Genomic DNA, 12,760 nt, shown 5'->3' with positions numbered 1-12,760 from the left:
GTGCACAACACAATGTCCGCCGGGAATGAGGCACCCCGGGTACGACGTTCACCTCGTTGATCCACCGAGTCGCGGCAGTGCACCCCGGCCGCGGCACGGTCCGGTGCGAAAGGACGACCATGGCAGACCGCGCGGCGCTGGCCGCTTTCCTACGGGCACGCCGCGAGGCCCTGCAACCCGAGGACGTCGGGTTGCCCCGCGGCCGCCGCAGGCGTACCGGAGGGCTGCGTCGCGAGGAGGTCGCGGCCCTGTGCGACATGTCGGTGGACTACTACAGCCGGCTGGAGCAGCCGCGAGGCCCGCACCCCTCGGAGCAGATGCTCACCGCGATGGCCCGCGGCCTGCGCCTGTCACTGGAGGAACGCGATCTCCTCTTCCAGCTCGCCGGGCACGCCCTGCCGGGCCGTGCGCGACGCGGCGATCACGTCTCCCCCGGGATGATGCGCATTCTGGACCGGCTGGAGGACACTCCCGCCCAGGTGATGAACCACCTGGGCGAGACGCTGAGCCAAACACGTCCCGCGATGGCCCTGCTGGGTGACCAGACGGCCCACACGGGACTGGCCCGCAGTTCCCACTACCGCTGGTTCACGGACCCTGCCGCCCGTCTGGTCCACCCCGCGAGCGATCACGCCGAGCAGAGCCGTCTCATGGTGGCCGACCTCCACAGCGCCTACTCCCGCGACGGGGGTGACTCGGGTGCCGCCGCGCTCGTGGACGCGTTGAACCGGGAGAGTCCCGAGTTCGCCGGCCTGTGGCGGCAACGTCCCGTGCTGGGGCCGTACTGCGCCTCCAAGCGCTTCGTGCACCCACAGGTCGGAACCCTCGAACTGCACTGCCAGACGCTGATCGATCCCGACCACTCCCAGCGGCTCGTGGTCTACACCGCGACGCCGGGGACGGAGAGCCACACCAACCTACGACTGCTGTCCCTCCTGCCGGTCTTCTGAAGGAGCGGTCCTCACGTCTGCCGGGGGTCAGGCCCAGTCGAGGGCGTGCCCGTGGGCCAGCCGTGGCATGCGGTCGAACGACGGAGGTCCGGCCTGGTGGCCGATGTTGACGACGAGGAGGGAGCGCCAGCCGGTGTCGGCAGGCCGAGGGCGCGGACGGCGAGGGTGAAGTAACCGGCCTGAAGCGGTCCGTTGAACGAGGTGATGACCTCACGCTGGGCGGGCTCGCTCTCGAAGTGCTCCTTCATCTCCGGGCGGATGGGCAGGACGTGCGGGAGGTGCTCGTGGAAGCGGTGGTCCGCGGCGAGGACCGCGACGACGGGCGCCGAGGCCGACTTAGGCCGTTTCCCTTCGTCGAGGTGCGGCAGCGGCGCTCCTTGCCCTCGGCCGTACGGACGTACAGGACGCGCAGCGGCTGGGTGTTCGCGGCGGTCGGTGGTCAGCGGGCGAGCTCCCAGATGCCGGTGAGCGTCGCGTCGTCGACCGGAGTGTCGGCGAAGGCGTACGCGGTGCAGGCGTCGGTGAAAAGCGCGGCGGCGGCCTCGGTGGGGGACGCGGGGGAGGAGTCCGGGAACGGACTCGATCGGCCGATGCGGGCGGCGTGGAGGCGGAGCAGCACCATCCGGCGGCCTGTGACGGTGCGCTGAGCAAGGCGTTCGGCCTTCTCGGCAAGTGGTGGAACGGCGTCATCCTGGCCACCCTCCAGCACGGACCGTTGGGCTTCGCCGAGTTGCGGCGCGCGGTGGAGGGCATCAGCGACTCGGTCCTCTCGGAGCGACTCTCCGAGCTGTCCGCCGCCGGTCTCGCGCAACGCGAGGTGGAGCCCGGCCCGCCCGTCGCGGTGCGTTACCGTCTCACTCCGAACGGGACGGCTCTGATGCCCATCCTCAACGAGCTGGCCGGATGGGCGTCCCGGCACCTCCCGGACACGTCGACCTCTTGGGGCGGCGGCCGCGGTTAGCCCGTCGTCGCCGCGATGACGTGAGGGTGCCGACCGGGCTGCGGGCCTCCGTGTGACAGCCTCGGCACCAACTCTCACGTGGAGTGTGTCACAAGGTGTAGACACAACGTGTTGTCTGAGCTCCGAGTATCGTTGAAAGGGTTCGTTTCCGGCATTCGTTGCGGGAGTTCGCCGTCCCCGGAGCACCTAGGGAGTCATGCGCATGATCGCCAGCCCGATTCCGGACCTGGTCGGCCGGCACCGCGAGCGCGCGGCACTCGACGATCTGCTGGCAGGCCTGCGTGAAGACGGGTCCCGGGTGCTGGTGATCCGCGGCGAAGCGGGCATCGGGAAGACGGTGCTTCTGGAGTACCTGGCCGCGCAGGCATCACGGACGAAGGTGACCCGCGCGCAGGGCATCGAGGCGGACATGGAGCTGCCCTACGCGAGCCTGCACCAACTGTGCGCGCCGTTCCTCGACGAGCTGGACGACCTGCCGGCACCCCAACGTGAGGCCCTGCGTGTGGCGTTCGGCATGGCGGCCGGGGATCCGCCCGACCGCTTCCTGGTCGGTCTCGCCGTGCTCTCGCTGCTCACCCGTGTCTCGGAGGCGCGACCGGTGCTCGTCCTGATCGATGACGCGCAGTGGCTGGACCAAGTCTCCCTGCAGACACTGGAGTTCGTCGCGAGGAGACTGCTTGCCGAGGCGGTCGCGATGGTGTTCGCCGTGCGCGACCCCGAAGGAGAGGGTGCACTGACCGGTCTGCCGGCCCTGCGCATAGGCGGCCTCGACGCCACCGCCGCGGGGGAACTCCTGGAAACGGCCGTCGGCGGGCGACTGGAGAAGCGGGTCCGGGACCGGTTCGTGGCCGAGATGCACGGCAATCCCCTCGCCCTGCTGGAGTTCTCGCGGGGCCGCAGCGCCGCGGAACTGGCCTACGGCTTGGACGCGTCCGGTCACCCGATCGTCCAGGGCCCGGTCGCGAGCCGGATCGAGCGGGACTTCGCCCAGCGGCTCGGGTCGCTGCCGGAGGCGACGCGGACGCTGCTGCTGATCGCCGCGGCGGAACCGGTCGGTGACGCCCGGCTGCTCGCCCGCGCGGCCGCCATGCTCAAGATCACCCCCTTCGCCGCTCCGGCCAAGGTCGCCGGTCTGATCGAGTTGGGCGAGTCCATCCGGTTCCGGCATCCGCTGGTCCGCTCAGCGGTCTACCACCAAGCCGCACCCGAAGCACGCCGATCGGTGCACCGGGCCCTGGCCGCCGCCACGGACCCGGTCCTGGACCCCGACCGGCGCGCCTGGCACGCCGCCCAGGCCGCGGACGGACCGGACGAGGAGGTCGCCGCGGGACTGGAACGCGCGGCCGACCGCGCCCGGCAACGCGGGGGCATCGCGGCCGAGGCGGTACTGCTGGAACGCGCCGCCGAGGTGACACCGGACCGCCGGCCACGCGGGCGCCGCGCTTTGGCGGCAGCGGAGGCACATTTCTCGGCTGCGGCGCCCGACCGGGCCACGGAGCTCGCGACGGTGGCCGAACTGTGTCCCCTGAGTCCGCTGGACCGCGCTCGCCTGGCGCGGCTGCGGGCCAGGATCCTCTTCGCCCGCAGCCGCAGCGACGAGGCGGCGCCCCTGCTCCTCGACGCGGCCGCGCAGTTCACCGTCGCCGGTTCGCCGCTGGCGCGGGAGACGTACCTGGAGGCGATCAGTGCCACCATCTTCGCGGGCCGCGTACACGGTCCAGCCGGGGCCCGTGCCGCCGCTATCGCCGCCCGCGCGTCCGGTGCACCCCCTTCCGGCTCCGGGGCCGCCGACCTGCTCCTGGACGGCGTGGCCGCGCTCCTCACGGACGGTTACGAGACCGGCGTGTCGGCGCTGCGCGGCGCCCTGGAACTGCTGGCCACCGAAGAGCTGCGCACACGGGAGGCCACCGTGCGCTGGCTCCTGCTCGTACCGGTCGCACTGGAGGCGTTCATCCACTACGCCTGGGACCTGCGCGCGTGGGACACGCTGTCCAATCGTGCGGTGCGCCTGGCCCGAGACATCGGCGCGCTCGGCGCGCTGCCGCCGGCCCTCGTCTACGCCGGTGGGGTGCACATCCACTACGGCGACTTCGCCGAGGCGGACAGGATGATCGACGAGGCCGACGCCCTGGCCGCCGCGACCGGTCACGCGCCGCACAAGTACGCGACGCTGGTCCTGGCCGCCTGGCGGGGTGAGGCGGACGTCGCCTCCGGGATCATCGAGGAGGCCAGGCAGCGGGCCGACCAGCGGGGCGAGGTGTCCCTGCTGGGCGCCATGGGCTACATCCAGGGAGTGCTGTACAACGGTCTGGCACGGTACGAGGAGGCCATGGAGGCCGCGCGTACCGGCATCGAGCACGACGGGTTCAACTTCGTCGGTCTGTCACTGATCGAGCACGTCGAGGCCGCCACCCGGTGCGGTGAGCTGGACCAGGCCAGAGCCTCACTGGACCGGCTGGTCGATCTCACCCGCGCGGCCGACTCCGGCTGGGCCCTCGGCGCCACGGCCCGTAGCCGGGCCCTTCTCGCCGACGGCGAGGAGGCCGAGCGCCTGTACCGTGCGGCGATCTCGGGGTTCGGGCGCGGCGGCGTCACCGTGGAGGTGGCCCGCAGCCACCTGCTGTACGGGGAGTGGCTGCGCCGTACCCACCAGCGATCGCTGGCCCGCGAGCACCTGCGAACCGCTCACGCGATGTTCGACGGCATGCGGGCGCACGCCTTCGCGGAGCGGGCCCGCCGCGAGCTGCTCGCCACCGGGGAGCACGTCAGGGCACGGGAGACCACGGTGACCAGTGCGCTCACCCCCCAGGAGTCACAGGTGGCCACGCTCGCCGCCGACGGCATGACGAACGCGAAGATCGGCGCGGAGCTGTTCATCAGCCCGCACACCGTGGAGTGGCACCTGCGGAAGGTGTACACGAAGCTCGGGATCAATTCCCGCCGCGCGCTGCCCGGTGCCCTGGCGAGCACCCCGCCCACGCACCGGAACGACGAGAGCATGGTGCGTGCCGGCTGAGTCCGTAGGCCCTGGCCCCCGGGGCCCCGGTCGGGCAGCCCACGGACTCGACTACGGACACCAAGGGCGCGATGGGGGGTGCCGCGGACGGAGGGTGGACCCATCGCCCTGGAGGGGCGTCCGTTCACCCGAAGGAGTCCCGATGTCCGCGCCCAGTCCGGAGACCACCACGCCGGCCGGCACCCCGGCCGCCCGGCCTGCCGAGGGCGACCTGGACACCGCCCTCGACGTTTTCCTGGCCCAGCGGAACCGACTGTTCAGCATCGCCTACCGGATCGTCGGCGACGCCTCGGGAGCCGAGGACGTGGTCCAGGAGGCGTGGGTGCGCTGGCAGCTCACCGACCGCGGTGAGGTCAAGAACCCGGCCGCGTTCCTGACCACGACCACGACCCGCCTGGCCATCAACGTCATCCAGTCGGGACGGCGCCGGCACGAGACGCCGTCCGAACCGAGCTTCGCCGATCTCGATGACCATGCCTCATCCGACGACCCCATGCTGTGCGCCGAGCGGACCGCGGCGATCGAGTCGGCCCTGGCCCTGCTCATGGCCAGGCTGACGCCGGACCGGCTGGCCGCCTATGTGCTGCGCAAGGGCTTCGACTACACCTATGCGGAACTCGCGAAGCTGCTGCGGATCAGTGCCCCGAACGCACGCGTGGTGGTCCACCGCGCTCAGGCCCGTCTCGACAGCGAGCGCGTGCGGCCGATCCCCACCGAGTCGCACCGTCGTCTCGTCACCGCGTTCAGGACCGCCGCCGACACCGGCGACCTCGACGGTCTCGTACGACTGCTCGTCCCCGAGGAGCGGGTGCGCCGCTTGACGCCGCCGTCCCGCAGGCCGGCCGGTCCGGCGCACGTCCCGGCCCGGCACGCCGCGTGACGACGAGCGGCGAAGCGGGGCCCGCTCCGGACGGGGCGGGCGGGGTCGCGCCGCCGGATCGCGCCCGGCCGCCCCTCTGTTGTCACAACGGCGGCCTCCGTCTTGTCTTCCTAGGGACGGCAGGGAGGCCACCACCCATGAACGACGATGCCAGGTTGATCACACAGTGGAACAGGCTGACCCGCGTCCACCGCCGGATCGAAGCCCGTATGGAGCGACACCTCCACCGGCATCTGGGCCTGGGCGTGAGCGAGTTCTACGCCCTTCGCACGTTGAGCGAGGGGGTGGCAGCCGGTACGGGACTGCTCTATCTGAGCGACCTGGCCAACGGGACGGGACTGAGCCAGTCCGCCACCAGCCGCCTGGTCACACGCTTGCAGGAACGCGGCCTGATCACCACGCACACCGCGTCCAACGACCGCCGGAGCATCGAGATCGAACTCACCGCCGTCGCGTACGACGTGTTGCGGCGGGGATCTCCCCTTCTGAGCCAGGCGGTCGAGGAGGTCGTGCGCCAGCTCCGCGTCGAGGAGACGGACAAGGACCTGCTCCGCTACCTGTGTGGAGGGATGAGCGACGGCGTGAGCACCCATGTTCGACAGGAGCCGAACGTTCGGTAACATGGCCGTATGCCGAACCACCACGCGTCACCCTCGGACAGCGAGATCTCCCTGCCTCGCCTGCTCGGGGTGCTCAGCGATCCGACGCGGTTGGGAATCGTCCGAATCCTGTCCGACGGCGCCGAGAGAGGGTGGGGGCAGTTCAGTGCTCCCGTCGCCAAGTCCACGCTCAGCCATCACCTCAAGATGCTGCGTGAGGCGGGTGTGACTCAGACTCGCCAGGAGGGCACACGCTGCTTCGTGACGCTGCGAGGTGACGCCCTGGAGACGCGCTTCCCCGGCCTTCTGCCGGCGCTGCTGTCCGCCGCCGGCGCCGACCACGTCGGAGAACACGTCACCGAGCGGGACGAGCAGGTGTGAGCGCGTAAAGCACTCCGCGCCGCACGGGCACGCCCGGTGGCGCAGAGGGCTGACGCCGGGGCGGTCGAGGGCATGTACGCCTATCAGCGCGACCGCATTGCGACCCACCACATCGCGCACGCGGACGAGGTGGCGCACGGATGCCCTTCGCGTACGACAGGGCCAGCGCGAAGGCGTTGCCGGAGGCGTCCTGTTCGACGGCCGCGATACAGGGAACGCCGCGGCCCTCCTCGTACTGCCGGCGCGCCAGGTGGCCCGGGCCCTTGGGGGCGACCATGCAGACGTCCACGCCGGCCGGGGGCTTGATGAAGCCGAAGCGGATGTTCAGGCCGTGACCGAGGAACAGCGCGTCGCCGTCCTTCAGGTTGTCCTTGATGTGCTCCTCGTAGACCTGGGCCTGGATCGGGTCCGGGACGAGGATCATGATGACGTCGGCCTCGGCGGCGGCCTCGGACGGGCTCACCACGCGCAGGCCCTGCTCCTCGGCCCTGGCCTTGGACTTGGAGCCCTCGTGCAGACCGACGCGCACGTCGACGCCGGAGTCGCGCAGCGACAGGGCGTGGGCGTGGCCCTGGCTGCCGTAGCCGATGACCGCGACCTTGCGGCCCTGGATGCCGAACGGCGTGGCCAGGGCTCCGCTCTGGGGCACGGGGAGTCTGTCGAGATGTCCGAGGAAGGGGGCGCACAGCTGATGCAGGCCAGCGAAGGGCAGCTCCCTCTCGGACTCGACACCGGCTTTCCCGACGATCCGGTGCCGGGAGAACCGATCGGCGTAGTGATCCAGCAAGGCGGACTTTCCGATGCCCGCTTCACCGCGTACGAGCAGGACGGCGCTGCGTCCGGACGTTACCGTGCGGTCAACCGGTCGAGCGCGTCGTACTCGCCGCGACGGCCGCGCAACCGGCCGGCTCCGGGCCCAGGCTGTTGTGCATGTTCGCCTCAGGTCGAGGTCCTGTGCTGGTGTGGCGTCGGAGCCACGCGCACCGCCCGCCCCGTGTGCGGCGTCATGAGTGTCTGCGACGTCGGCCAGGCCCGGGAGGAGGAGGGCTGCGAAGCTGAGTGCAGACGCCACCACCGTAGGCGGATGACGAGCGGGACGGCGTGGACGGCGGAGCGTTTCAACGGTCTGCCCGTGTAGCCAAGATGATCATGATGTGAGGCTGTTCCGATGAAGGCCTCAGGTTTGTGCAGATTTTGTGATGAGCCGTCACAAGAGTTGATCCTGACCGGTCTTGGAGGGAGTAGGGCGGAGTGACCTCGTCACTTCGTCGATGATTCGCTCGACGGTCTCCAGAAGGACGACAACATGAACCAGATCAACGTCACACGCCCGGAAGCACCGATGAGGGACGAGGCAGTTCCGTCGCGCTACGCGCTGAAGGTGGGCGACATCGATGTCATGGTGATCAGCGACGGGGTGCTGGCGATCAACCCTGAGACGCTGGCCACCAACGCTGACAAGGCCGAGCTGTCGGCCTGGCTCAGCGACAACTTCCTGCCGCCTGAGGTGATCGACTACCCGCTGAACGTGTCCGTGGTACGCAGCGGGGACCGGACCATCCTCATCGACTCTGGGCTGGGTACCGAGTTCCCGGGCTTCCCCCGGGCGGGGCAGCTGGCCATGAGGCTGGACGCCGCCGGGATCGATCCCGGGTCCGTCACCGACGTGGTGCTCACCCACTTGCACATGGACCACATCGGGGGACTGCTCGTCGAGGGACTCAGGGGCCGACTGCGCAAGGATCTTCGGGTCCACCTGGCCGCTGCGGAAGCCGAGTTCTGGCAAGCGCCCGACTTCTCCCGCACCGCCATGCCGACACCGGTGCCCGAGACACTGGTGAGGACCGCCTCACGGTTCCTGGACGTGTACCGCGGCCAGTTGCGGCCGTTCGAGACCGAGTACGAGGTGGCGCCGGGAGTACTGATCAAGCGCACCGGCGGTCACACTCCCGGCCACAGCATCGTCCGCCTGGAGTCGGGCGGAGAGCGGCTGACGTTCGCTGGCGACGCCGTGTTCCAGTGCGGGTTCGACCAGCCTGGCTGGTACAACGGCTTCGAACACGACCCCGAGGAGTCGGCTCGGGTCCGGATGCGTCTCCTGAAGGAGATGGCGGCGAGCGGTGAGCACCTGATGGCCAGCCACCTGCCGTTCCCGTCCGTCTGCCACGTGGCGACCACCGGCAACGCCTTCCGTTTCGTGCCGACGGTCTGGGACTACTGAGCCTCGGCTTCGCTGGTGATTCCGTCGGCATGAGGGCTTGGACGGGGCGGATGCGGGAGCTGCGGCGAGCCGCCGCAACCTACCCGCGCCACCCCGGCCGCGCGTCCCGATCCCCCGAGGCCTGACAGCGGCCTGATCGGCGGGCACGGCGTCCAGCCCGGCATCAGTGGACCCACGCCGACGAGGGAGGGCTTCGCCCGGCGGGCGGCCGCGTCACAGCCGCGGCGGAGGGGCTCGGACGTCCTCGATCCATGCCGGGACCACGGCGTACGCGGCCACCGGAGCGCCGCGGATCACGACGCTCCGGCTACCGGTCCGCCCTCGCGGTCTCGGCGATGCCGCCGGACGACGACAACCCCGACGGCGTGCCGCAGGAGGTCATGACCGTGGCCCGGGACGACCGGCTGCCCGGAGCCCTGTCCGCGTGAGGTCGTCCCGCGTCGGGTTCACGACCTGGTCCATGGTGTTCACGACCGTGACTCGGCCACCGTCTCCGGGGTCGGGATCGGCCATGGCCGATTCCGGGTCGACGAGGTAGACGTCGTGGCCGCTCAGCGTCAGCCGGCGTGCGACCTCCAGCAGCACGCGCCGTGCCACGTCGTCGATCGAATGGACCAGGGTCAGGTCCAGGGCCACCCTCGTGTCCGAAGGGGGGATGGTCATGGCTTCCTGGACAACTCTCTCGGCTCCGGCGAAGCCGATGCCGCCTTGGAGTTGCAGGACCCGCGGCGCGTCCGGTCCGCTGCCCACGACATGGTGGGACCGCACGACGGCACGCGCGGCGGCGGGGGTCTCCATCACATGCAGTCCCATGTCCGAGGAGAAGCGTTCGAACAGGGACACCCCGCGCACGCTGTTCCCGTGACGATCCAGTCGTGGTGAGAACGTCGCGATGCCGATCTGTCCGGGGAGCGCGCCGATCAGGCCGCCCGCCACCCCGCTCTTCGCCGGGATGCCGACCTGGGTAGCCCAGTCACCGGCGGCGTCGTACATGCCGCAGCTGAACATGACGCTCAGCACCTGGCGCACCACCGGTTCCGGCACCACCTGCTCGCCCGAGAGGGGGTTCGTCCCGCGGTTGGCCAAGGTCGCGGCCATGATGGCCAGATCGCGTGTGGTGACGAGCACGGAACACTGGCGGGTGTAGCCCTCCACGACGGCCTCGGGGTCCTTGGTGAGGACATCGTGGCTGCGGAGCATGTGGGCGATGGCGAGGTTGCGGTGCGCGTGCTCCATCTCCGAGGCGCATACCGCGTCGTCCATCGTGAGCCGGCGACCGGCGAACGCCGAGAGGCCCTGGCGCACGCGTTCCACACGCTGCTCCGGAGTGAGGTCCTCCGCGCCGGCCAGCGAGTGCACGGTGATCGCGCCCGCGTTGATCATGGGGTTGCGGGGGCGCCCGGTCCCGGTCTCGAGAGAGATCTCGTTGAATGCCTCGCCGGACGGCTCGACGCCGACCTTGGCGAGGACGGGGGCGAATCCGTGATCGGCCAGGGCCAACGCATGGACGAACGGTTTGGAGATCGACTGGATGGTGAACTCGGTATCGATGTCACCGGCGCCGTAGACCTCTCCGTCGAGCATGGCGAAGGCCGCGCCGAGGCGGTCGGGGTCCGCTGCCGCCAGCTCGGGGATGTACCCCGCCGGCTCTCCTGACATGTCCGACTCCACATCTCGCAGTACCTCTGCCAGATAGTCGGGGATGATCGGCCGCACTGGTCCTCCCTGCACGTTTCCCGTCGGGCATCAGGGCACGACGGTTCGTCCGGCTGTCCTCCGCTGCGTCTGCTCGTGCCCTCGCGTGCTTGGTGACGCGTCAGCCGCGCTGTCGGGGGGGGCTCCGGTCAGTCCGGCTGCTTCTCCATGTGGTCCAGGATGCGCTGGGAGAGCCGGCCGAGCGTGTTGAGCTGGTTCGGGGTGAGGGCGTCGACGAAGAGGCGACGGACGTGCTCGACGTGCTGTGGCGCGGCCTCCTCGATCGCCTCGTAGCCGGCCGGGGTGGCGACGATGAACGCTCCGCGTCCGTCGTCGGGGCACTCCTCCCTCGCCACGAGCCCGCGTTTCGCCATCCGCGTGACCTGGTGGGACATCCGGCTCTTCTCCCACTCGACGAGTTTGGCCAGATCGAGGAAGCGCATCCGCCCGTTGCCCCTCTCCGTGAGGCTGACGAGCACCACATAGTCCGCCGCCGACAGTCCGGAGTCGACCTGGACGCGTCGGGACAGCCGTCCGATGAGTTTCTCCTGCATGCGGATGAAGCTGTCCCAGGCGGCCTTCTGCTCCGGGTCGAGCCAGCGCGGCTGTGCGTCCATGGCGGCAGTCTAACGAGATCGTTGACACCTCATCTACCGGTGGCGGTGACGTAACCTCCGCCGGTGCTGCTCCCGGCACGAACACGTTGATGTGTCAACATCATGAGGTCGGGGTGACGTCCTGGCGCACGGGATTCAGCGGGTCGAGCGGGATCGGACCCCACGAGGAGGACGCACACATGACGCTCGAAGTGAGCGATGTGCCCGAGGCGAAGCGCTATGAAGCCCGTGTCGACGGGGAGTCCAGGGTGGCGGGCGTCGCGGAGTACATCCGTACGGCGGAACTCGTCGCGTTCGTGCACACCGAGGTCGAAGCGGTGTACGAGGGCGCGGGGGTTCCGCCGGGTGCCCGGCTCCTCAGTCACCGACCTTGCTGCGAGACTGGTACAGCAGGTCCTGGTACTCGGGATGCCGGCTGATCCAGCCCGCGAAGAAGGGTCAGGTGGTCAGCGCCCGAAGGCGAGGGCGTGCGGCGCGGGGGCGGCGCACGCTGTCCCAGGGGGGGGCGGACGCGGCTCCGGGCGGGACCGGTACGCCACCCGTGAGTCTTCCTCGTCGAGCGCGGTTGCGCTTCCCGCGCGCCCGTCCGGACCACGAACTCCCCGAACGGGCCGTGGAGGCGGCGGTGCCGGCGGCCGGCGCAGGTGCCTTCCGCGTGCGCCGGGGGAGGGGCGGTGAACGGACGAGCGACAGCCGCCCCGGCGTCCCGCGGCTGATGCGGACGCGCAGCTCGCGCACCGGGGTTTCCGGCTCGGGCGGTGGCCGGCTCGGCAGGCGCCGTCCGGGGCGGCCACCCCGGTGACGGTGACGGTGGCGGTGCGGGCGGTTCCCGCGGTGCGTGGTGGTGGTCAGGGGCGTGGACCGTCCGGTCCGGCGGACGAGGGCTCGCGGATCTCGTCGAGTGACTCCTCCATGGCCTGCCTCGCCCGGGTGAACCAGTCGGCCAGCACGGCGGTCTCCTGCGGCGTGTAGTCGGCGGCGAGCTCGGCCAGGCGCCGGTAGTGCGGGCCGTAGACGGCGAAGACCCGGGCAGCGGCGTGCTCGTCCAGGACCACCCGGACCCGTCGTCGGTCCGCGGGATCCGGTTGCCTGCTCACATAGCCGGCACGTTCGAGACGGTTGATCACTCCGGTGATCGCACCGGTGGTCACGTTGGCGTGCTGCGCCAGGTCACCGGCGGTCAGGTGCCGTGGTCCGGCGCCGATGACGTGACCCAGGCATGTCAGGTCGGTGACGTTCAGGCCGAGCCTCTGGGCGATGTCGTGCTGGGACACCAGGGCGAGGGCGACCATGCGATCCATCGCGTCCAGCGCCTCCTGTGCTGTCGCGTCGTGACGCGGCTTGCCCTTCACCAATTATCTCCTTAGTATCTAAGAAACTTAGCTTAGAAGCTAAGAGTCTTGCCCTCTCGGTGTTCTTGCCGAAGATACAAAGCCACGG

The 12,760-nt window shown here is 70.4% G+C and carries 11 protein-coding genes and 4 pseudogenes; 8 read left to right on the top strand and 7 right to left on the bottom strand.

Annotation, left to right across the window (positions count from 1 at the left end; translation table 11 throughout):
- The first annotated feature begins 119 nt into the window (after window positions 1-119).
- Window positions 120-950, top strand: coding sequence for a helix-turn-helix transcriptional regulator (locus tag ACZ6EG_RS24210; protein WP_469607482.1), 831 nt, complete (start codon window positions 120-122; stop codon window positions 948-950).
- A 439-nt stretch (window positions 951-1,389) separates the two neighbouring features.
- Here the strand turns inward: ACZ6EG_RS24210 and ACZ6EG_RS24205 are convergent, their stop codons facing one another.
- Window positions 1,390-1,572, bottom strand: coding sequence for a nitroreductase family protein (locus tag ACZ6EG_RS24205; protein WP_391969197.1), 183 nt, complete (start codon window positions 1,570-1,572; stop codon window positions 1,390-1,392).
- On the opposite strand from ACZ6EG_RS24205, the gene ACZ6EG_RS24200 reads away from it, so the two are divergent.
- The 5 genes from ACZ6EG_RS24200 (at window position 1,552) to ACZ6EG_RS24180 (ending at window position 6,787) form a co-directional block, all read left to right on the top strand.
- Entirely contained in the window at window positions 1,552-1,911 is a 360-nt protein-coding gene (locus ACZ6EG_RS24200; protein WP_469607478.1) for a winged helix-turn-helix transcriptional regulator, read from the top strand. The two genes, ACZ6EG_RS24205 and ACZ6EG_RS24200, sit on opposite strands and share 21 nt — an antisense overlap.
- Before the next feature lie 202 nt (window positions 1,912-2,113).
- On the top strand, window positions 2,114-4,927 hold the full coding sequence (locus ACZ6EG_RS24195) for a helix-turn-helix transcriptional regulator (RefSeq protein WP_469607475.1): 2,814 nt from the start codon (window positions 2,114-2,116) through the stop codon (window positions 4,925-4,927).
- 142 nt (window positions 4,928-5,069) lie between these two features.
- On the top strand, window positions 5,070-5,807 hold the full coding sequence (locus tag ACZ6EG_RS24190; protein ID WP_391969194.1) for a sigma-70 family RNA polymerase sigma factor: 738 nt from the start codon (window positions 5,070-5,072) through the stop codon (window positions 5,805-5,807).
- A 137-nt stretch (window positions 5,808-5,944) separates the two neighbouring features.
- Complete coding sequence (locus tag ACZ6EG_RS24185) at window positions 5,945-6,427, top strand: MarR family winged helix-turn-helix transcriptional regulator (RefSeq protein WP_391969193.1); 483 nt, start codon at window positions 5,945-5,947, stop codon at window positions 6,425-6,427.
- A gap of 9 nt (window positions 6,428-6,436) precedes the next feature.
- Entirely contained in the window at window positions 6,437-6,787 is a 351-nt protein-coding gene (locus ACZ6EG_RS24180) for an ArsR/SmtB family transcription factor (RefSeq protein ID WP_391969192.1), read from the top strand.
- A gap of 139 nt (window positions 6,788-6,926) precedes the next feature.
- Here the strand turns inward: ACZ6EG_RS24180 and ACZ6EG_RS24175 are convergent.
- Together ACZ6EG_RS24175 and ACZ6EG_RS24170 are read right to left on the bottom strand one after the other, a co-directional pair.
- Window positions 6,927-7,418: pseudogene (locus tag ACZ6EG_RS24175) on the bottom strand (NAD(P)-binding domain-containing protein); the annotation flags it as partial.
- Window positions 7,398-7,687, bottom strand: a pseudogene (locus ACZ6EG_RS24170) (AAA family ATPase); the annotation flags it as partial. The pseudogenes ACZ6EG_RS24170 and ACZ6EG_RS24175, both read right to left, overlap by 21 nt.
- A 406-nt stretch (window positions 7,688-8,093) precedes the next feature.
- On the opposite strand from ACZ6EG_RS24170, the gene ACZ6EG_RS24165 reads away from it, so the two are divergent.
- The gene (locus ACZ6EG_RS24165) at window positions 8,094-9,008 is read left to right on the top strand and encodes an MBL fold metallo-hydrolase (protein WP_469607470.1); all 915 of its coding nucleotides are present in this window, start codon (window positions 8,094-8,096) and stop codon (window positions 9,006-9,008) included.
- Window positions 9,009-9,386: 378 nt separating this feature from the next.
- Here ACZ6EG_RS24165 and ACZ6EG_RS24160 read toward each other — a convergent pair whose 3' ends face one another.
- Both ACZ6EG_RS24160 and ACZ6EG_RS24155 read right to left on the bottom strand, forming a co-directional pair.
- Window positions 9,387-10,724: a glutaminase gene (locus tag ACZ6EG_RS24160; RefSeq protein ID WP_469607467.1), complete on the bottom strand. Its 1,338-nt coding sequence runs from the start codon at window positions 10,722-10,724 to the stop codon at window positions 9,387-9,389.
- Window positions 10,725-10,852: 128 nt separating this feature from the next.
- Window positions 10,853-11,320: a MarR family winged helix-turn-helix transcriptional regulator gene (locus ACZ6EG_RS24155; RefSeq protein WP_391969189.1), complete on the bottom strand. Its 468-nt coding sequence runs from the start codon at window positions 11,318-11,320 to the stop codon at window positions 10,853-10,855.
- A gap of 179 nt (window positions 11,321-11,499) precedes the next feature.
- On the opposite strand from ACZ6EG_RS24155, the pseudogene ACZ6EG_RS24150 reads away from it, so the two are divergent.
- A pseudogene (locus ACZ6EG_RS24150) lies at window positions 11,500-11,658 on the top strand (GNAT family N-acetyltransferase); the annotation flags it as partial.
- Window positions 11,659-11,677: 19 nt separating this feature from the next.
- Here the strand turns inward: ACZ6EG_RS24150 and ACZ6EG_RS24145 are convergent.
- Window positions 11,678-11,758: pseudogene (locus tag ACZ6EG_RS24145) on the bottom strand (GNAT family N-acetyltransferase); the annotation flags it as partial.
- Window positions 11,759-12,168: 410 nt separating this feature from the next.
- Window positions 12,169-12,672: a MarR family winged helix-turn-helix transcriptional regulator gene (locus tag ACZ6EG_RS24140; protein WP_391969188.1), complete on the bottom strand. Its 504-nt coding sequence runs from the start codon at window positions 12,670-12,672 to the stop codon at window positions 12,169-12,171.
- Window positions 12,673-12,760 lie beyond the last annotated feature (88 nt).

This window comes from Streptomyces sp. NPDC041968 (assembly GCF_055589025.1).
This window is presented reverse-complemented; position numbering and strand designations above follow the sequence as displayed.

Coding starts and splice junctions, on each gene's coding strand:
- ACZ6EG_RS24180 (WP_391969192.1), top strand. CDS start 6,437: ATGCCGAACCACCACGCGTCACCCTCGGACAGCGAGATCTCCCTGCCT.
- ACZ6EG_RS24205 (WP_391969197.1), bottom strand. CDS start 1,572: ATGGTGCTGCTCCGCCTCCACGCCGCCCGCATCGGCCGATCGAGTCCG.
- ACZ6EG_RS24165 (WP_469607470.1), top strand. CDS start 8,094: ATGAACCAGATCAACGTCACACGCCCGGAAGCACCGATGAGGGACGAG.
- ACZ6EG_RS24210 (WP_469607482.1), top strand. CDS start 120: ATGGCAGACCGCGCGGCGCTGGCCGCTTTCCTACGGGCACGCCGCGAG.
- ACZ6EG_RS24155 (WP_391969189.1), bottom strand. CDS start 11,320: ATGGACGCACAGCCGCGCTGGCTCGACCCGGAGCAGAAGGCCGCCTGG.
- ACZ6EG_RS24190 (WP_391969194.1), top strand. CDS start 5,070: ATGTCCGCGCCCAGTCCGGAGACCACCACGCCGGCCGGCACCCCGGCC.
- ACZ6EG_RS24195 (WP_469607475.1), top strand. CDS start 2,114: ATGATCGCCAGCCCGATTCCGGACCTGGTCGGCCGGCACCGCGAGCGC.
- ACZ6EG_RS24185 (WP_391969193.1), top strand. CDS start 5,945: ATGAACGACGATGCCAGGTTGATCACACAGTGGAACAGGCTGACCCGC.